This is a genomic window from Streptomyces sp. NPDC056452 (assembly GCF_042796085.1).
Classification (GTDB): Bacteria; Actinomycetota; Actinomycetes; order Streptomycetales; family Streptomycetaceae; genus Streptomyces.
This window is the reverse complement of the sequence record NZ_JBHTRI010000043.1, coordinates 26,055-43,954: the sequence shown is the minus strand read 5'-3', so window position 1 is coordinate 43,954 and position 17,900 is coordinate 26,055. Positions and strand designations below refer to the sequence as shown.

General features: G+C 70.7%; 17 protein-coding genes. 16 read left to right on the top strand and 1 reads right to left on the bottom strand.

Annotated elements, in window-relative coordinates; all coding sequences use genetic code 11:
- Positions 1 to 64 precede the first annotated feature (64 nt).
- The 16 genes from ACFQ6X_RS31765 to ACFQ6X_RS31690 all read left to right on the top strand — a co-directional run bounded on the left by ACFQ6X_RS31765 (position 65) and on the right by ACFQ6X_RS31690 (position 17,160).
- Complete coding sequence (locus tag ACFQ6X_RS31765) at positions 65 to 1,567, top strand: ATP-binding protein (protein ID WP_383186596.1); 1,503 nt, start codon at positions 65 to 67, stop codon at positions 1,565 to 1,567.
- Positions 1,564 to 1,986, top strand: a complete 423-nt coding sequence (locus ACFQ6X_RS31760) for a roadblock/LC7 domain-containing protein (RefSeq protein ID WP_383186594.1) — start codon at positions 1,564 to 1,566, stop codon at positions 1,984 to 1,986. Before ACFQ6X_RS31765 ends, ACFQ6X_RS31760 begins: the two co-directional genes overlap by 4 nt.
- Positions 1,983 to 2,336 (top strand): DUF742 domain-containing protein, encoded by a 354-nt coding sequence (locus ACFQ6X_RS31755; protein ID WP_383186592.1) that lies wholly within the window; start codon positions 1,983 to 1,985, stop codon positions 2,334 to 2,336. Before ACFQ6X_RS31760 ends, ACFQ6X_RS31755 begins: the two co-directional genes overlap by 4 nt.
- Positions 2,314 to 2,928, top strand: coding sequence for an ATP/GTP-binding protein (locus ACFQ6X_RS31750; RefSeq protein ID WP_383186590.1), 615 nt, complete (start codon positions 2,314 to 2,316; stop codon positions 2,926 to 2,928). The genes ACFQ6X_RS31755 and ACFQ6X_RS31750 overlap by 23 nt, the downstream gene beginning before the upstream one ends.
- Positions 2,925 to 4,232: a cytochrome P450 gene (locus ACFQ6X_RS31745; protein WP_383186588.1), complete on the top strand. Its 1,308-nt coding sequence runs from the start codon at positions 2,925 to 2,927 to the stop codon at positions 4,230 to 4,232. Before ACFQ6X_RS31750 ends, ACFQ6X_RS31745 begins: the two co-directional genes overlap by 4 nt.
- 75 nt (positions 4,233 to 4,307) lie before the next feature.
- Positions 4,308 to 4,715, top strand: coding sequence for a cell division protein SepF (locus tag ACFQ6X_RS31740; RefSeq protein ID WP_351167616.1), 408 nt, complete (start codon positions 4,308 to 4,310; stop codon positions 4,713 to 4,715).
- A 7-nt stretch (positions 4,716 to 4,722) separates the two neighbouring features.
- Entirely contained in the window at positions 4,723 to 5,943 is a 1,221-nt protein-coding gene (locus tag ACFQ6X_RS31735) for an ATP-binding protein (protein WP_383186620.1), read from the top strand.
- Positions 5,940 to 6,299, top strand: a complete 360-nt coding sequence (locus tag ACFQ6X_RS31730) for a nucleotide pyrophosphohydrolase (protein ID WP_383186586.1) — start codon at positions 5,940 to 5,942, stop codon at positions 6,297 to 6,299. The genes ACFQ6X_RS31735 and ACFQ6X_RS31730 overlap by 4 nt, the downstream gene beginning before the upstream one ends.
- Before the next feature lie 124 nt (positions 6,300 to 6,423).
- On the top strand, positions 6,424 to 6,954 hold the full coding sequence (locus ACFQ6X_RS31725; RefSeq protein ID WP_383186584.1) for a DUF6099 family protein: 531 nt from the start codon (positions 6,424 to 6,426) through the stop codon (positions 6,952 to 6,954).
- 28 nt (positions 6,955 to 6,982) lie between these two features.
- Positions 6,983 to 7,906 (top strand): LLM class F420-dependent oxidoreductase, encoded by a 924-nt coding sequence (locus tag ACFQ6X_RS31720; RefSeq protein ID WP_383186582.1) that lies wholly within the window; start codon positions 6,983 to 6,985, stop codon positions 7,904 to 7,906.
- 15 nt (positions 7,907 to 7,921) lie between these two features.
- Positions 7,922 to 8,869: a homocysteine S-methyltransferase gene (mmuM, locus tag ACFQ6X_RS31715; protein WP_383186580.1), complete on the top strand. Its 948-nt coding sequence runs from the start codon at positions 7,922 to 7,924 to the stop codon at positions 8,867 to 8,869.
- A 30-nt stretch (positions 8,870 to 8,899) separates the two neighbouring features.
- Positions 8,900 to 10,456, top strand: coding sequence for a 3' terminal RNA ribose 2'-O-methyltransferase Hen1 (locus tag ACFQ6X_RS31710; RefSeq protein WP_383186578.1), 1,557 nt, complete (start codon positions 8,900 to 8,902; stop codon positions 10,454 to 10,456).
- Positions 10,453 to 12,996, top strand: coding sequence for a polynucleotide kinase-phosphatase (locus tag ACFQ6X_RS31705; RefSeq protein WP_383186576.1), 2,544 nt, complete (start codon positions 10,453 to 10,455; stop codon positions 12,994 to 12,996). Before ACFQ6X_RS31710 ends, ACFQ6X_RS31705 begins: the two co-directional genes overlap by 4 nt.
- A 72-nt stretch (positions 12,997 to 13,068) precedes the next feature.
- Positions 13,069 to 14,301, top strand: coding sequence for an arginine deiminase (locus tag ACFQ6X_RS31700; protein WP_383186574.1), 1,233 nt, complete (start codon positions 13,069 to 13,071; stop codon positions 14,299 to 14,301).
- A 157-nt stretch (positions 14,302 to 14,458) separates the two neighbouring features.
- On the top strand, positions 14,459 to 15,475 hold the full coding sequence (argF, locus tag ACFQ6X_RS31695; protein ID WP_383186572.1) for an ornithine carbamoyltransferase: 1,017 nt from the start codon (positions 14,459 to 14,461) through the stop codon (positions 15,473 to 15,475).
- A gap of 215 nt (positions 15,476 to 15,690) precedes the next feature.
- Entirely contained in the window at positions 15,691 to 17,160 is a 1,470-nt protein-coding gene (locus tag ACFQ6X_RS31690) for an amino acid permease (RefSeq protein ID WP_383186570.1), read from the top strand.
- Here ACFQ6X_RS31690 and ACFQ6X_RS31685 read toward each other — a convergent pair.
- Complete coding sequence (locus ACFQ6X_RS31685; RefSeq protein WP_383186568.1) at positions 17,120 to 17,566, bottom strand: ATP-binding protein; 447 nt, start codon at positions 17,564 to 17,566, stop codon at positions 17,120 to 17,122. The two genes, ACFQ6X_RS31690 and ACFQ6X_RS31685, sit on opposite strands and share 41 nt — an antisense overlap.
- Positions 17,567 to 17,900: the final 334 nt, after the last annotated feature.

Below are 17,900 nucleotides of genomic sequence, written 5' to 3'. Positions count from 1 at the left end.
AGCCTGGAGTCCCGAGGCCCCACGGGGTGCGGCCTCCGTCCGACAAGAGAGACACGGTGACGCTGTGGTGGCATGGATCGTGGCGCTGATCGCCGTCATCACGGCGTTGGCGGCCGTCGTACGGGCCCATCAGGCCCGCCTCGACGCATACGGGGCCTCCGCGCGCGCCGAACTGACCGACCGTCAGGCAAGGGCTGCCGAGGCCCGCACGCTGGCCCTCACCGAGGAGATACGTCAGCTGGCCGAGAAGCGGATACCCGCCGCGGCGACCGCCCTCTCCCACCCGACCGCACCGGTTCCCGGACTGCGGGAGGCCGCCGGGATCGAGGGCGACGCCGCGCGGCTGCTCACCGAGGCCGTACAGGCCGCGCGCAACGCGGTCATGGAGGAGCGGGGGCGTGTCGACGCCGCGGCCCGGTCGGCCATGCGCGGTACGTCCGCCAAGATCCAGTCACTGCTCAACCAGTCGCAGCACCTGCTGCAGGAGCTCCAGCACGAGTACGACGATCCGCGGATCCTGCAGCTCGACTTCCGGAACGAACTGGCGCTGCGCCGCACGCAGGCCACCGCGGTGCTCTGCGATGCCTGGCCGGGGCTCGCCCGGGAGAACTCCTCGCTCGTGGAAGTCGTGCTCGGCGCCCAGTCCCGGGTCCCGGGATACGAGCGGATCAAGGTCGCCAACCATCTGCGCCAGGAGCGGCTCGCACTGGTCGCCCGGGCCGCCGAGCCCTTCGCGATCGCCCTCGCCGAACTGCTGGCCAATGCGACGGCGTACTCGCACCCGGACACCGAAGTACCCGTGACGGTCCAGCAGACGGCGGGGCGCGGCGCCCTGGTCCTCGTCGACGACGCCGGGATCGGCATGGACGAGGACGCACTGAAACGGGCCCGCGCGCTGCTGGCCGGGCCCTCGGAGGTACTGCTGACCGAGCTGGGGGATCCGCCGCAGACCGGGTTCGCCGTGGTGGGGCGGCTCGTCGCACGCTACGGCTTCAGCTGCCACATCGAGTCGTCGCCCTACGGGGGCATGCGCACGATGCTGCGCATTCCCGCCCATCTGCTGACCGTGATCGACGACGACCGCACCCTGTCCGTGCTCGCGCCGAAGCCGGTGCTGACGCGTGGGATCGCCGCCGGTGCGGGTGCGGGTGCCGGCAGTGCGGATCCGGGCCCCGTCGGCGAGGAGGCCGGCGCGGAGGACGGTTCCGCCGCCCCCGCCACCCCCGTCGTCCCTGCGGCCTCTCCGGACGAGCGCCCCTCCGCGCTGCCCAGCCGGCGCCGCAGGAACCGCCGGACGGCCGCCCCGGACGCCGCAACGGCAGCACCGGCCGCGGAGGTGGACGAGCCCGTTCTCCGTACGCCCGAACAGGCAGGAGCCTCCTGGACCGCGCTCCAGCAGGGCACGGTCAGCGGCAGGAACGCTCCGGCCGCCGCCGCGGAGCCGCCCGCGGACCCGGAGCCCTCAGCGGGTCCGGCAGCATCCGCAGACCCGGTGCCCTCGGCCGCCCCGGCCGCCACAGCACTCTCAGCATCCTCATCGGACGACCAAGGAGACGACGAGACGTGAGCACCACTCCCACCACCGGTGATCTCGCCTGGGTGCTGACCCCGCTGCTGGAACTGCCCGGTGTGCAGCACGCCGTGGTCGCCACCGGCGACGGGCTCGTCGAGGGCGCGTCGCCCGGCCTGGACCGCGCGTCCGCCGAGCGGGTCGCCGCGATGACCGCCACCCTGCACGCCGCGGCCCGTGCCTTCACCACCGCCTTCACGGAGGCGGAGTCCCCCCGGCTTGCACAGACGGTCGTGGAGTCCGAACTGGGCTTCGCCATCGTCGTACCCGCGGGCAGGAACACCACCCTCGCGCTGTTCGCGGCCCCCGACGCGCACCTGGGCAACATCGCGTACCAGATGCAGGTCCAGGTAACCGCGCTGACCCGGGCGATGCACGCCCCCACCCGCCTGCCGGACGCTGCCACCCGGCCATGACCCCCGGCCCAGGACGCCGCCTGATTCCCGCATATCTGGTCACCGGTGGCCGCTCCGCGCCCACCGGCCCCGCGCTCGACCGGCTCGCCGTGCTCGTCCGTACGGACGAGGAGCTGCCGCCGGGCTCCGGTTCCGAGCAGCGCAGGCTGTGTGAACTCCTGGAGCCGGGAGCCCTCACCGTCGTCGAGTGCGCCGCACACCTGGAACTTCCGGTCAGCGCCACGGTCTTCCTGGCCACGGATCTCGTGGCCGCCGGACATCTGCACGCTCGACCACCGATCCCCAGTGCCGGTGAGATCGACCGGTCGCTCGTCGAGAGGCTGCTCGTTGGACTCCGTTCCCTCCACTGACCGGGGCGGCATCGGCTATCTGCCGAGTGCCGCCGAGACCCTGATGAAGCTCGTCGTCACGGGTCCCTTCGGCGTGGGCAAGACGACCCTGATCCGTACCCTGTCGGAGATTCCGACCCTGCACACGGAAGAGGTGATGACGCAGTCCAGCACCGGACTCGACGACACCGCCGGGCTTCCGGACAAGACCACGACCACCGTCGCCATCGACTTCGGCCGGCTGACCGTCCAGGACGATCTGGTGCTCTACATGTTCGGCACCCCGGGCCAGGAGCGCTTCTTCCCGCTCTGGGAGGACATCGCGCGCGGCGCCCTCGGCGCCCTCGTGATGGTCGACACCCGCCGTCTCAAGGACTCCTTCGCCGTCATGGACATGGTGGAGGAGCAGGGGCTGCCGTACGCCGTGGCCGTGAACCGCTTCCCCGACGCCCCCGCCCACACCGACGAAGTCCTGCGCAAGCATCTCGACCTCGCCCCGGGCACCCCGCTCGTCCAGTGCGACGCCCGTGAACGACGCGGCAGCATCAACGCCCTGATCGCCCTCGCCGAGCATGCGCTGACGTGCCTGCCCAAGTCCCAGGACCCGTCATGACCGCGCACACCCCGGGCACCGTGCCCGCAGCCCGCACCTCTCCCTACGAGCCGCTCGAGCTGTACGGACCGGGTTTCGCGGCCGATCCGCACGGCCACTACCGTGAACTGCGCGCCCAGGGGCCGCTGGCCCGGGTCCGTATCGCTCCCGGTATCGACGCGCTGCTGGTCACGGACTACCAGGCCGCCGTCGACCTGCTGCGCGACACCGACACCTTCACCAAGGATCCGCGCACCTGGCAGGCGGGCGTGCCGGCCGACTCGCCGGTCCTGCCCGTGCTCGGCTACCGGCCCACCGCGCTCTTCACCGACGGCGCCGTCCACGCCCGGTACCGCGACGCCATCAACGACACCCTCGCGCTGATCGAGCCGCATCTGCTCCGGACGGAGGTGGCCCGGGTCGCGCAGCAGCTCATCGGCGCCTTCTCGGCCACCGGCAGCGGTGATCTCATCGCCCAGTACGCCAGGCTCCTCCCCCTGCACGTCTTCACCGCGGCCTTCGGAGTGCCGCCGCAGGACAGCGAGCGGATCGTCCGCGGCATAGCCGGAATGATGAACTCCGCCGAGGGCGCGGCAGCTGCGTACGCCGATCTGGTCGGCGTCGTGACCGACCTCGTCGCCGACCGGCGTGCGCGGCCGGGGCGCGATCTGACCACGTATCTGCTCGCGCATCCGGCGGCACTGGACGACGACGAGGCCGTGCGGCAGATCACATTGATCATGAGCGCCGGGCATGACCCGACGACCAATCTGATCGGCAACGCGCTGCTCCACATGCTCAGCGGCACCGGGCACACCGGATCCCTGCACGGCGGTGCGACGACCGCGCACGAAGCGATCGACGAAGTGCTGTGGCGGGATCCGCCGATGGCCAACCTCGGAGCCCACTACCCCCGGCACGACACGGAGTTCCACGGCGTCCCGCTCCGAGCGGGGCAACTGCTCCTGGTCTCCTTCGCTGCCGCCAACACGCAGTCCCTGCCCGGCCTTTCGGACCCCGCGGTGCGTTCCGGGACGGGTGCCCATCTCGCCTGGTCGGCGGGTCCGCACCGGTGCCCGGCGAAGCAGCCCGCGCTGCTGATGGCGATGACCGCGATCGAGCAGCTCACGAGTCAGCTCTGCGACCTCGAACTGGCCGTCGACGCCACGGAGCTGATCTGGCGACCGGGCCCCTTCCACCGCGCACCGGCTCGTCTTCCGGTCCGTTTCACCCCCCTCGACACCCTCCCCGCAGCGGACACCCGTTCGACCCAGGACGGTGTCGATCACGCCGCGACCCGTGTCGGTGGTACGCCGAACGGGTGAGGGGCGAGAGAATTGCCCGATGAACAGCGAGCGCAGCCGGCGCACAGCCAACCGGCTTACGGACGGGGTGGTTCTGTGAGCAGGTACGACAGGTACGACAGATACGACGCCACCGACGAACAGTGGGAGGGGCTCGCCCAGGTCGTACCGCTGAGGGGGCGCAACGAATGGCCCTCCCGCGTCGATCACCGCACGGTCCCCGACGAACGCGATTCGGCCGAACAGCGCCGGCTGGTCGTGCTGAGGGTCCAGGTGTTCGCGGACGCGCGCGAGGTGGCCGAATACCTGGTGGCACAGATTCCGGTGCTGCTCGATCTGACGGGCGCCGAGACCGACGTGGCCAAGCGGATCCTGGACTTCAGCAGCGGCGTGGTCTTCGGACTGGGCAGCGGGATGCACCGCGTCGACCGCAATGTCTTTCTGCTCGCGCCGGTCGGCATGGAGGTCGAGGGGGTCACCGCGGCGGGCGTACCCCAATCGTAGGAAGGTCCTGCGGGCGGAACGGTTCGGCGGTCGGCGGCGTGCGTACGGTCCGCTCATGACTGTGATCACCACGAGGACCGCCCCGACGCGCACCGGTGTCCCGGCCCGTCCCGCCCGCCCCTTCGTCAGCGAACTGAGGCTTTCCGCCTTCGCCTCGTACCGCCGTGCGGCGATTCCCCTCGGCCCGTTCACCCTCCTGACCGGGGCGAGCGGCAGCGGGAAGACCACCGCCCTTCGCGCGTACGAGGCGCTGGCGCGGCTCGCTTCCGGCGATCCGCTGGAGGAGGTCTTCCCGGATCCCGGGGCCTGGGTGCCCGAACGGACCGGGGCCGATGCGCAGGGGCGGCGGGGATTCAGGCTCGGCTGCACCGTGGAGGGCCCCGTCGGTCCGGTGGGACTGGATCTCGCCGTCCAGGCAGAGCCCACCCTCCGCATCGTCGGCGAACGGCTCGTGGACGGCGGCGAGACGCTGCTGACCACGGCTCTGCGGGATCCGAGGCGCTCCGCCGTCCAGGCGGCCTGGCACACTGCGGGAGCGGTCCCGGTGACACGGGCCCCCTTCCCCGACGACCGGCTCGGTACGGCGCTGTTGCCGCTGCGGGTCGCGGGAACCACCCAGGGGCAGTTACGGGTGCTGGCCGCCGCCGAGCAGGTGGTGGTGGCGTTGCGGTCGGCCTTCGCCTGCGATCCGCAGCCGCGGCGGATGCGTGCACCGGTTCCGGTCGGGGAAGGGCGGCTGAGGCCCGCGTGCGACAACCTCGCCGACGTACTCCGCCGCACACACACCCGGTGCCCCCAACGGCACGCCCGGCTGGTCGCCACCGCGGACGCCGGGTGCGCCGGACCCGTGACGGGACTGACCGTCGAACACCTCGCCGGCGGGGCCGTGCAGGCCGGAGCGGGGCGCGGGGCCGGGCACAGCACGCCCTTGAGCCGTCTCGGAGACGGTGAGCTCAGGTACCTGGCGTTCGCCCTCGTGCTGCTGACCGGGCCTCATGTCCTCGTGGTGGACCCGGCCGCGGAGGTGCCGTCGGCGATGCAGGCGCTCACGGTGCTGGCCGACGGGCTCGACCGGAGCCTGGACGCGCGGCAGACACGTGAGCTGCTGGCGCTGGCGGCCTCGATCTGCGCGGACGGCCACATCCGGCTGCTGGGCACGGTCACCGAGGCGACCGCGGCTGCTGCCCGCGGGACGGCGGGAGTGACAGTGGTAGACCTGGCACCGTGACGGATTTCGATGTAGCTGAACTGCAGCGGCGGCTGGCCGACTTCGCGGCGGCACGGGACTGGGAGCAGTACCACACCCCGAAGAACCTGGCGGTCGCGCTGAGCGTCGAGGCCTCCGAACTCCTGGAGATCTTCCAGTGGCTGACACCGGAGCAGTCGGCCAGGGTGATGGAGGATCCCGGTACGGCGCACCGGGTCGCGGACGAGGTGGCCGACGTTCTGGCCTATCTGCTGCAGTTCTGCGAAGTGCTCGATGTCGACGTGCTGGCGGCGCTGGCGGCCAAGATCGACCGGAACGAGGTGCGCTTCCCGGTTCCGAAACCCACTGAACTCGACGGTCGTCACTCTTCGGAGTGATCGACTTCTCCACAGTCGACTTCCTGTCCACAGATTTCCGATTTCCTCTGGCTTTCCGGTGCCGCTCACCTCACTGTGGGTAATGGAAGAGGTGAGCGGGTTTTCGCAGCGACGGGGGAATCACATGGAAGCGGAGCGGCTTATCGAGGCCGGACGGCGAGCCCTTGCGGCCAGCCGGGGGGCCCCGGCCATCATGGCGGAGGCCTGGCAGGCGCAGGCGCTCGCCAGGACGGTCGGCGGGCAGCTGGTGCGCTGCGGACCGGCGGAGTTACGGACCGACGCGCGCGGGCTCAGCGAGATCGGTGGACGGGGTGCCGCCGTGCTCGACCACCCGATGGTGCCGGCCGGTGCTGCGCGGGCCGCACAGCTCTCCGAAGTCGCCGATGTGCCACGAACGTTGGGTGCCCTCGGGCTGCTCCTCGGCGATGTGGGCATCGCGCTGGTCGGCGTCGCCTGCGACACGGAGGAGGACGGGCTCTACTGGCAGTGCATCGAAGCGATAGATGCCGTCGACGAGTCGATCGACAGGGTGTACGGGATGCTCAGACGGCTCGCCGAACAGGAACAGGAGCGCGAACAGGCGCAGGGCCGGGAGCGTGACGGCCCGTACGGGGTGATCCGCGGGCCGGCCGGCTTCGTGGCCGGGCAGCCGTGAGCCAGGCCCGAAGGTGCAGGATGGAGGCATGGATCTTCGAATCTTCACCGAGCCCCAGCAAGGGGCCGACTACGACACGCTGCTCACTGTCGCCAAGGCCGCCGAGGATCTCGGCTTCGATGCCTTCTACCGTTCGGACCACTATCTCCGCATGGGCTCCGGGGACGGGCTGCCCGGACCGACCGACGCGTGGATCACCCTGGCCGGTCTGGCCCGCGAAACCAAGCGGATCCGGCTCGGCACGCTGATGACGGCAGGCACCTTCCGGCTGCCCGGAGTGCTGGCCATCCAGGTGGCGCAGGTCGACCGGATGTCCGGCGGCCGGGTCGAGCTTGGCCTGGGCGCGGGCTGGTTCGAGGCCGAGCACAAGGCCTACGGCATTCCGTTCCCGAAGGAGAAGTTCGGCCGCCTGGAGGAGCAGCTGGCGATCATCACGGGTCTGTGGGAGACCGAGGTCGGCAAGACCTTCACCTACGACGGCACGTACTACCAGCTCACCGACTCACCCGCGCTTCCCAAGCCGGCCCAGGCCAAGGTGCCTGTCCTGATCGGCGGGCACGGTGCGGTCCGCACTCCGCGGCTGGCAGCGCAGTACGCGGACGAGTTCAACATCCCCTTCGCGTCGCTCGAGGACAGTGAGAAGCAGTTCGGCCGTGTCAGGGAGGCGGCGAAGGCGGCGGGCCGTGCCCCGGACGACCTGGTGTACTCCAACGCCCTGGTGGTCTGCGCCGGGAAGAACGACGCGGAGGTGGCCCGGCGGGCTGCCGCTGTCGGCAGGGACGTCGAGGACCTCAAGGCGAACGGCCTGGCGGGCTCGCCAGACGAGGTGGTCGACAAGATCGGCCAGTACGCGGCGATCGGAGCGTCCCGGATCTATCTGCAGATCCTCGACCTGCACGACCTGGAACACCTGGAGCTGATCTCGTCGCAGGTCCAGGCCCAGCTGAGCTGACGGGAAGTAGCAGCTGTGCAATCTGCTCGGACTCCGCACGGGCCGACCGGCCGTACCCTCGGCGACGCGCTCGCCGAAGGCACCGTTCTGCTGGACGGAGGTCTCTCCAACCAGCTGGGGGCGCAGGGGTGCGACCTGTCCGACGCGCTGTGGTCGGCCCGGCTCCTGGCCGACGCGCCCCAGCAGATCGAGGCGGCCCACGCGGCCTATGCGCGGGCGGGCGCGCAGGTGCTCATCACCGCCAGCTACCAGGCGACGTTCGAAGGGTTCGGGCGGCGCGGGATCGGGCGGGACCGGGCCGCCGAGCTGATGGCCGGCAGCGTGGAACTGGCACGCAGGGCCGGGGCGGGGACCGGGCGGGAGCTCTGGGTCGCAGCATCCGTCGGACCGTACGGGGCGATGCTCGCGGACGGCAGCGAGTACCGCGGCCGCTACGGGCTGAGCGTCCGCGAGCTGGAGCGCTTCCACCGCCCCAGGGTGGAGACACTGGCTGCGGCGGGCCCCGATGTGCTGGCCCTGGAGACGGTGCCGGACCTCGACGAGGCCGAGGCGCTGCTGCGGGCGGTCCAGGACTGCGCCGTCCCGGTCTGGCTCTCGTACAGCGTGACGGGTGACCGGACCAGGGCGGGCCAGCCGCTCGAGGAGGCCTTCGGGATCGCCGCGGGCAACGACCAGGTGATGGCCGTAGGGGTCAACTGCTGCGACCCGGCGGACGCGGAGCATGCGGTGGAGGTGGCGGCGGCCACGACCGGCAAGCCCGTCGTCGTCTACCCGAACAGCGGCGAGGTGTGGGATGCCGTGGGCCGGAGGTGGACCGGGAAAGGCACCTTCGACCCGGGGCGGGTGCGGGACTGGCAGCGGGCCGGCGCCCGGCTCATCGGGGGATGCTGCCGGGTCGGCCCGTCCGAGATCGCCGAGCTGGCGGCTCTGCCGGGACGGACCGGACCCGAAAATGCCTGGTAGGGGGTGGGGTGCAGGGCCATACTCGGACGGGTGTTCCTGACTATCAGCACGACCGGCACCCCGGAGCGTCCCGCCACCGATCTCGGCTTTCTGCTGCACAAGCATCCCGAGAAGGCGCAGACGTTCTCCACCTCGCACGGCACCGCGCATGTCTTCTACCCCGAGGCATCCGTGGAGCGCTGCACGGCCTCGCTCCTGCTGGAGGTGGATCCGGTGGCGCTGGTGCGGCGCGGCAAGGGCAAGGGCCGGGGCGGCGCCCCCGATGCGGCGCTCGCGCAGTACGTCAACGACCGGCCGTACGCCGCCTCGTCCCTCCTCTCGGTCGCGATGACGACGGTCTTCAAGTCCGCGCTGAACGGGGTGTGCCGCGCCATGCCCGAGCGGGTCCAGGAGCCCCTCCCGCTGCGCATCGAAGTGCCCGCACTGCCGGCCCGCGGCGGCGTCGAACTGGTGGAGAAGCTCTTCGGGCCGCTCGGCTGGAGGAGCGTGGACGCCGTAGCCGTACCGCTGGACGAGAAGTTCCCCGAGTGGGGCGACTCGCGCTACGTACGGCTCGTGCTGGAGGGGGAGTTGCGTCTCGCCGACGCGCTGCGCCAGCTCTATGTGCTGTTGCCGGTGCTCGACGACGCCAAGCACTACTGGGTCGCGCCCGACGAGGTGGACAAGCTGCTGCGGGCGGGCGAGGGCTGGCTGGCCGAGCACCCCGAGCAGCGGCTGATCACCAGCCGCTATCTGTCCCGCCGTTGGGGTCTGACCCGGCAGGCGATGGAACGGCTCGAACTGGTGAGGCTCGCCGAGTCCGACGACCTGGAGGTGGAAAGCGTCGACAACGCCGTGGACGAGACCACCGACACCGAGGAGAAGCCGGTGCCGCTCGCCGAGCAGCGCCGTGCGGCGATCCTGGAGGCACTGCGCGCCGCCGGGGCGAGCCGGGTGCTCGACCTGGGCTGTGGACAGGGCCAGTTGGTGCAGGCGCTGCTCAAGGACGTGCGGTTCACGGAGATCGTCGGGGTCGACGTGTCGATGCGGGCCCTGACGATCGCCTCGCGCAGACTGAAGCTGGACCGGATGGGGGAGCGGCAGGCCGGCCGGGTCACGCTTCGGCAGGGCGCACTCACGTACACCGACAAGCAGCTCAAGGGGTACGACGCCGCGGTGCTCAGTGAGGTGATCGAGCACCTCGACCTGCCACGGCTGCCCGCGCTGGAGTACGCGGTGTTCGGTTCGGCGAGGCCGCGGACCGTGCTGGTGACCACGCCGAACGTCGAGTACAACGTCCGCTGGGAGACGCTCCCGGCCGGACACGTGCGTCACGGCGACCACCGTTTCGAGTGGACCAGGGAGGAATTCCGGTCCTGGGCCCGGCAGGTGTCCGAGCGTCACGGCTACGGCGTCGCGTTCGTACCCGTGGGGCCGGACGACCCCGAGGTGGGGCCGCCCACACAGATGGCCGTGTTCACGATGTCCGAGGAGAAGGACGCGACCGGCGAAGAGTCCGGTGCGCAGTCCGTGAGAACCGGCGAGAAGGCCGGTGCGGAGACCGACCGGCCGACCGACGAGAAGACGAAGGAGGCGAAGGCCGCATGACCAGTACCTCTCGCACGCTGCCGGTGACCGACCTCTCCCTCGTCGTGCTCATCGGCGCCAGCGGATCGGGCAAGTCCACCTTCGCCCGCAAGCACTTCAAGCCCACCGAGATCGTTTCCTCGGACTTCTGCCGCGGCCTCGTCGCCGACGACGAGAACGACCAGAGCGCGAGCCGTGACGCCTTCGACGTCCTGCACTACATCGCGGGCAAGCGCCTCGCCGCCGGACGGCTCACCGTCGTCGACGCCACCAACGTGCAGGCGGAGAGCCGCAAGCAGCTCGTGCAGCTGGCCAGGGAGCACGACGTGCTGCCCATCGCCGTCGTGCTCGACCTGCCCGAGGAGGTCTGCCTCGCGCGCAACGCGAAGCGGCCCGACCGCGCGGACATGCCCCGCCACGTCGTCCAGCGCCACCGGCGCGAACTGCGCCGTTCGCTGCGCGGACTGGAGCGCGAGGGCTTCCGCAAGGTGCACGTCCTGCGCACCGAGGAGGAGGCCGACAGCGCCGAAGTCGTCCTGGAGCGCCGTTACAACGACCTCCGCCACCTCACCGGCCCCTTCGACATCATCGGTGACATCCACGGCTGCAGCTCCGAGCTGGAGTCCCTGCTCGGCAAGCTCGGATACACCGACGGCGCGCACCCCGACGGGCGCACCGCCGTGTTCGTCGGCGACCTCGTCGACCGCGGTCCCGACAGCCCCGGTGTGCTGCGCCGCGTCATGTCCATGGTGTCGGCCGGCAATGCCCTGTGCGTCCCGGGCAACCACGAGAACAAGCTCGGCCGGTACCTCAAGGGGCGGCAGGTCCAGGTCAGATACGGCCTCGCCGAGACCATCGAGCAGCTGGAGCGGGAGGACGCGAAGGACCCGGAGTTCCGGGAGCGGGTGAAGGAGTTCATCGACGGGCTGGTCAGCCACTACGTCCTGGACGGCGGCAAGCTGGTCGTCTGCCACGCGGGCCTGCCCGAGAAGTACCACGGGCGCACCTCGGGGCGGGTCCGTTCGCACGCGCTGTACGGGGACACGACCGGCGAGACCGACGAGTTCGGCCTGCCCGTGCGCTACCCGTGGGCGGAGGACTACCGCGGCGGCGCGGCCGTGGTCTACGGCCACACCCCGGTGCCCACCACCTCCTGGGTCAACAACACCCTGTGCCTGGACACCGGAGCGGTCTTCGGCGGGAAGATGACCGCGCTGCGCTGGCCGGAGCGCGAGATCGTCGACGTACCTGCCGAGCAGGTCTGGTACGAGCCCGTGAAGCCGCTGACGACCGAGGCTCCCGGGGGCCGTGAGGGGCGTCCGCTCGACCTCGCCGACGTGCAGGGCCGCCGCATCGTGGAGACCCGGCACATGGGCCGGATCGCGGTGCGCGAGGAGAACGCGGCGGCGGCTCTCGAGGTGATGAGCCGCTTCGCCGTCGACCCGAGGCTGCTGGCCTACCTCCCGCCGACCATGGCCCCGACCGCGACGTCCCACGAGGAGGGTTTCCTGGAGCATCCGGCCGAGGCCTTCGCCCAGTACCGGGCGGACGGCGTCACCAAGGTCGTCTGCGAGGAGAAGCACATGGGCTCGCGTGCGGTGGCCCTGGTCTGCCGCGACGCGGACACGGCCCGTGAGCGCTTCGGTGCCGACGGCCCCACCGGGGCTCTGCACACCCGCACGGGCCGGCCGTTCCTGGACGACGTGGCGCTCACCGAAGTGATCCTCGGCAGGCTCCGCACAGCCGTCACCGCCGCCGGACTCTGGGAGGAGTGGGACACGGACTGGGTGCTGCTGGACGCCGAGCTGATGCCCTGGTCCCTCAAGGCGGCCGGGCTGCTGCGCTCGCAGTACGCGGCGGTGGGCGCCGCGTCGGGTGCGGTCCTTCCCGTGGCGGGCGAGGCCCTCGCCGCGGCGGCCGCCCGCGGTGTTGACGTCGGCGCCCTCGCCGGACGTCAGCAGGAGCGTGCCGCGGACGCGGCGGCCTTCACCGAGGCCTACCGCCGCTACTGCTGGAGTACCGAGGGGCTCGACGGTGTCCGCCTCGCGCCGTTCCAGATCCTTGCCGTGCAGGGCCGCTCACTCGCCTCCGTACCGCACGACGAGCAGCTGGCCTGGCTGGACCGCCTGGTCGAGCACGATCCGACCGGACTGCTCCAGGTCACCCGGCGCCTGGTCGTCGACACCGGGGACGAGGAGTCGGTGCGCTCCGGCGTCGACTGGTGGCTGGAGATGACCGGGCGCGGCGGCGAAGGCATGGTCGTCAAGCCGCTCGGAGCGCTCGTCAGGGACGCGAAGGGCAGGCTGGTCCAGCCGGGCATCAAGGTGCGCGGCAGGGAGTACCTGCGGATCATCTACGGCCCCGAGTACACGCGTCCGGAGAATCTGGACCGGCTGCGTTCGCGGTTCCTCGGCCACAAGCGGTCGCTGGCTCTGAGGGAGTACGCCCTCGGCCTGGAGGCCCTGGACCGGCTGGCCGACGGGGAGCCCCTGTGGAGGATCCACGAAGCGGTCTTCGCGGTACTGGCCCTGGAGTCCGAGCCGGTCGACCCCCGGCTGTAGCTCCCGGGCCCGTCCGGGAATCCGTTGGCCGTTCGCAGGGTGAACGGTGCTCCGCGCGGTGAGGATGGAGGCATGGGATTCCATGTCGATTCCGAGGCCGGGCGGCTGCGCCGCGTCATCCTGCACCGCCCCGATCTGGAGCTGAAGCGGCTCACCCCCAGCAACAAGGACGCGCTCCTGTTCGACGACGTGCTGTGGGTGCGCCGCGCAAGGGAGGAGCACGACGGCTTCGCCGATGTGCTGCGCGACCGCGGAGTGGAGGTCCACCTCTTCGGTGACCTGCTGCGTGAGTCCCTCGACATCCCGGTGGCGCGGCGGCTCGTCCTCGACCGGGTGTTCGAGGAGAAGGAGTACGGACCGCTCGCCACCGAGCATCTTCGTGCCGTCTTCGAGGAGCTGTCGGCCGCCGAGCTGACCGAGGCGCTGGTCGGCGGCATGACGAAGCGGGAGTTCCTGGAGCGGCACGCCGAGCCGACGTCCGTCCGCTTCCATGTCATGGACCTGGACGACTTCCTCCTCAACCCCCTGCCCAACCACCTCTTCACCCGCGACACCTCGGCATGGATCTACGACGGGGTGTCCATCAACGCGATGCGCTGGCCGGCCAGGCAGCGCGAGACCGTGCACTTCGAGGCCATCTACCGGCACCATCCCCTGTTCACCGGCCCGGAGGCGGGCGCCTTCCACCACTGGTCGGAGGGGCAGCACGACTACCCGTCCACCATCGAGGGCGGCGACGTCCTCGTGATCGGCCGGGGCGCCGTCCTCATCGGGATGAGCGAGCGCACCACCCCGCAGGCCGTGGAGATGCTCGCCAGGGGGCTCTTCGACGCCGGGTCGGCCCGGACGATCGTGGCGCTCGACATGCCCAAGCGCCGCGCGTTCATGCACCTCGACACGGTGATGACGATGATCGACGGCGACACGTTCACGCAGTACGCCGGGCTGGGGATGCTCCGGTCCTACACGATCGAGCCGGGCAGCGGCCCCCGGGAGCTGAAGGTCACCGACCATCCGCCCGAGCACATGCACCGTGCCATCGCCGCCGCGCTGGGCCTGGACACCATCCGGGTCCTCACCGCCACCCAGGACGTCCACGCGGCCGAGCGCGAGCAGTGGGACGACGGCTGCAACGTGCTGGCCGTGGAACCCGGGGTCGTCGTCGCGTACGAGCGCAATGCCACCACCAACACCTTTCTGCGCAAGGAGGGCATCGAGGTCATCGAGATCCGCGGCAGTGAGCTCGGGCGGGGCCGAGGCGGTCCGCGCTGCATGAGCTGCCCGGTGGTGCGCGACCCGGTGTGAGCGGGCCGCCCGCCCATTTGAGCTGCCCGGTGGCGCGCGCCACAGGCTCCCAGGGGCAACCGGGCACCCCACCACCTCTGTATATCAATGCGTAGTCTCGTATAGACTTCCAGGGTCACTGTATGCGTGTCCTCAGCCCGACCCAGGAGCAGTCACCATGGCCATAGACCTCGCAGGCCGCCACTTCATCAAGGAGCTGGATTTCACGGCCGAGGAGTTCCGCGGCCTGATCGCCCTGGCTGCCGAGCTCAAGGCCGCCAAGAGGGCGGGCGAGGAGGTGCAGCGACTGCGTGGGAAGAACATCGCGCTGATCTTCGAGAAGACCTCGACCCGCACCCGGTGCGCCTTCGAGGTGGCCGCCGCCGACCAGGGCGCCTCCACGACGTACCTCGATCCCTCCGGCTCCCAGATGGGACACAAGGAGTCGGTCATGGACACCGCTCGTGTACTCGGCCGGATGTTCGACGGCATCGAGTACCGCGGCGACAGCCAGGAGTCGGTCGAGCAGCTGGCGGCGTACAGCGGCGTCCCCGTCTTCAACGGCCTCACCGACGACTGGCACCCCACCCAGATGCTCGCCGACATCCTCACGATGACCGAGCACAGCGACAAGCCGCTGGACCAGCTGGGCTTCGCCTACCTCGGCGACGCCCGCTTCAACATGGGCAACTCCTACCTGATCACCGGTGCCCTGCTCGGTATGGACGTCCGGATCGTCGCGCCCGAGGCGTACTGGCCGGCCCTGGAGGTCGTGGCGCAGGCCCGCAAGCTCGCGGAGTCCAGCGGCGCGCGCATCACCCTCACCGAGGACATCACCGAGGGCGTCCGCGGCACCGACTTCGTCGCCACCGACGTCTGGGTCTCCATGGGGGAGCCCAAGGAGGTCTGGGACGAGCGGATCGCCGCGCTCGCGCCGTACGCCGTGACCATGGACGTCCTGCGGGCCACCGGCAACGACGGCGTCAAGTTTCTGCACTGCCTCCCCGCGTACCACGACCTCGGTACGAAGGTGGCCCGGGAGATCCACGAGCGCCACGGCCTCACCGAGCTGGAGGTCACCGACGAGGTCTTCGAGTCCGGGCACTCCGTCGTCTTCGACGAGGCCGAGAACCGGATGCACACGATCAAGGCCGTCCTCGTGGCCACCATGGCAGGCCAGGGGCAGTACGCATGAGCATGCACCCGATTGGGTGAACATGCGTGGTGGCGCCTACGATGGTGCCACTTGGTGGGGTTCGGGCTCGCACGCTCGAACCCCATTTCTGTGCGCTCGGGCCGAGTCCTCCCCACCGGCTCCTCGGTCCCGCCCGCAGGCCCAGGTCCTCCCGCGGCTTTCGGCGGGCCCACGCCCCATGCCCCACGCTCCACCAGAGAAGAGAACGTCCCCCCATGAGTTCCGTCCCCTCCCCCCGGACACCCGTGAGCCCGCCGGTGAGCCGGGCGCGCATCAAGAGCCCCGACCTGCTGGTCGCCGAGTCCGGTGCCGACCTGGAGGGCCACGGCCTCCGCCGCACCATGGGGCTGTTCCAGCTCGTCTGCTTCGGCGTCGGCGCGATCGTCGGCACCGGGATCTTCGTCGGCCTGTCCGACAGCGTCGCCGAAGCGGGCCCCGCGGTCGTGGTCTCCTTCGTCCTCGCCGCGGTCACCTGCATCTTCACGGCCTTCTCCTTCGCCGAGCTCGGCGGTGCCATCCCGGTCTCCGGCAGCTCGTACTCGTTCGCCTACGCCACGCTCGGCGAGCGCGTGGCGTTCCTCGTGGGCTGGTGTCTGCTGCTGGAGTACGGCGTCTCGGTCTCCGCGGTCGCGGTCGGCTGGAGCCAGTACGTCAACGAGCTGCTGAACAGCATCTTCGGCTGGGAGCTGCCGGCCGCCCTGTCCTCGGGACCCGCGGACGGGGGAGTGATCAACCTGCCCGCCGTCGTCGTGATCATGATGGCCGCCACTCTGCTGGTGCGCGGCATCCGGGAGAGCGCGGGGGCCACCGCGGCGATGGCGGTCCTCAAGATCGGCATCCTGATCGCGTTCTGCGTGATCGCCTTCACCGCGTTCGAGGACGGAAACCTCTCCCCGTTCGCTCCCGAGGGCGTGGCCGGGGTGACCGCCGGTGCGTCGCTGGCGTTCTTCTCGTACATCGGGTTCGACGCCATCACCACTGCGGGCGAAGAGGTCAAGAACCCCAGGCGGAACATCCCGATCGCGATCATGATCTGCATCGGCCTCGTCACGCTGCTCTACTGCGCGGTCGCCCTCGGAGCCATCGGCGCGCTGGGCGCGGACGCCGTGTCCGACAAGCCGGCCGCGCTCTCGCTGGTCGTCGACCAGGTCACCGACTCCGAGGTCGGCGGCGGGATCATCGCCTTCGGCGCGGTCGTCGCGATCGCGTCCGTCGTGCTCGCGGTGATGTACGGGCAGACCCGGATCCTGATGTCGATGTCACGCGACGGACTGATTCCCCGGGTCTTCGAGCGCGTCTCGCCCCGGACGCACACGCCGGTGGCCAACACCTGGATCGTGGCGCTCCTCTTCGCGATCCCGGCGGCCTTCTCGTCGCTCGACGTCGTGGTGAACCTGACGACCATCGGCACCCTCGCGATCATGGCGGTGGTGAACATCGCGGTGATCGCGCTGCGCCGCCGCAATCCGGAGCTGAAGCGGTCCTTCCGGGTGCCGCTCTACCCGCTCAGCCCGGTCCTGGGCGTCGCCTTCTGCCTGTACCTGATGTACGGGACGGGCTGGTCGACCTGGGTGCAGTTCGTGGTCTTCCTGGCGGTCGGTGCCCTCGTGTACGCCGGCTACGGCCGCAGCCGGTCCCGGCTGGTCAGCCCCGAGGGCCGGGCGGCGGCACCGACGGAAGGGTGAACCAGACGGCCTTGCCGTGCTCGGTGGCGCGATGACCGCAGGCGGAGCTGAGGGTGCGGATCAGGACCAGTCCGCGGCCGTGCTCCTGCCAGGGGTCCGGCTCGCTGCCGGGCCGGGGGCGTGACAGGTCTCCGGGCGGACCGGGGTCGTGATCGTGCACCTCGACCTGGCATCCGGTCGCCATGAGCTCCACGACCAGTTCGATGGGCCCCGCGCCGTCGGTGTGCTCCACCGCGTTGGCGACCAGTTCGGCCGTGAGGAGCTCGGCCGTGTCGCTGTCCGCCGGTGCGTCGATGTCCGCCAGCGCCGTACGGATGAGGGCGCGGGCGATCGGCACGGCGGCCGTGGAGTGCGGCAGTGCGACGCGCCAGGAGGTGGGCACGGGGGCGGGGGCGTCGGGCGGCAAGGCGGTTTCCGTTCGGGAGCGGGACATCCTGCACCGGGCTTCCCTGCCGAGCTGTACCGGAGGGTCGTACCGGACGTCTGTACGGAGAGTTCCGTACGGAGATTTCAGTACCGAAGGTTCTGTACCGATGTTCCGTACGGAGGCTCTGTACCGAAGTTCTGCACCGAAAGTTCTGTACCAGGACTTCCTGGGTCCAACCTTACGAAGTGCACCGCCTCAGACATAGGGGCGGTCGACCGGTACAAACGGGACCTTCGCCACATCGGCGCGACGGATCAGTTATTGCGCGCTCATGACGGAAGTCACGTATGAGTGATAACTTCGAAGCGGATCA